This is a genomic window from Halobaculum sp. EA56 (genome assembly GCF_051195075.1).
Taxonomy (GTDB): domain Archaea; phylum Halobacteriota; class Halobacteria; order Halobacteriales; family Haloferacaceae; genus Halobaculum.
The window spans coordinates 1-835 of sequence record NZ_JBNTJX010000123.1; the positions used below are offsets into that span (position 1 = coordinate 1).

2 protein-coding genes are annotated in these 835 nt (G+C 61.1%); both read left to right on the forward strand.

What is annotated here, in order from left to right; genetic code table 11:
• Positions 1-486: helix-turn-helix domain-containing protein (locus ACQUQ1_RS22515; protein WP_435066400.1), on the forward strand; the 486-nt coding region annotated here is incomplete at its 5' end.
• The coding region (locus ACQUQ1_RS22520; protein ID WP_435066401.1) for a nucleotidyltransferase domain-containing protein at positions 483-835 on the forward strand (353 nt) is incomplete at its 3' end. The genes ACQUQ1_RS22515 and ACQUQ1_RS22520, both read left to right, overlap by 4 nt.

Here is an 835-nt window from a genome sequence, read left to right on the forward strand (position 1 = left end):
GATCGCTACTACGATCTCGTCGCGGCCATCTCTCGCGCTGTTCCCCCCTCGATCGACGACGGCTACGTCATTCCGCACTTCGCCGGGATGCCCTTTGCGTACACGAAAATCGACGGCGTCTACGTCTGGACCCACGGCGGCTATCAGATCGCCCGCGGCCACGACGACTATCCGATCTTCATCCAGGTCGCCGATCAGGACGTCGAACAGTGGACGGCGTTCTTTGATGAGTTCGGGATTCCGAGCCGGATTGAAGAGCGGCCGGATGCGAGCGACTACGACGCGACCGTCTCGTACGTGTTGTTCCCGACGAGTGGGGAGATCACTCGCGAGTGGGTCGACGGCAATCCGGTCATTCCGTTGGACGAGACAATCGAGCACATGTTGGAGTACCGGGTGAACTACGAGCCAGCGTTGGAGATGATCGCCGACGAGTACGACCGTGATATCGACGCGTCCCACGAGGATCCGCGTCTCAATGCATGAGCCTCGGCGAACGCGAAGACGAGCTGCTGGACACCCTGGAGACAGTCATTGACGCTGACCTGCCGTACGTGCTCGTCGGTGGGTGGGCGATCGCGGCGTTCAATCAGCGCTTCACCACGGACGTCGACGTCGTCATTCCGGCACAAGCGGTCGACGACTACACCGACCTTCTCACCGCCCGCGGCTACGAGAAAACGGCCGACGTCGAGCGAAACGAGCTCTACGAGGGCCGTACTATTCGATTCACGAAAGACATCGGGAATCCGGTTCGGTTCGACGCGATGGTGGACGCGCTGGGCTGTCGCCAGACGGAAGCTGAATGGTCGTATCGCTATCTGGCCCAGCACTC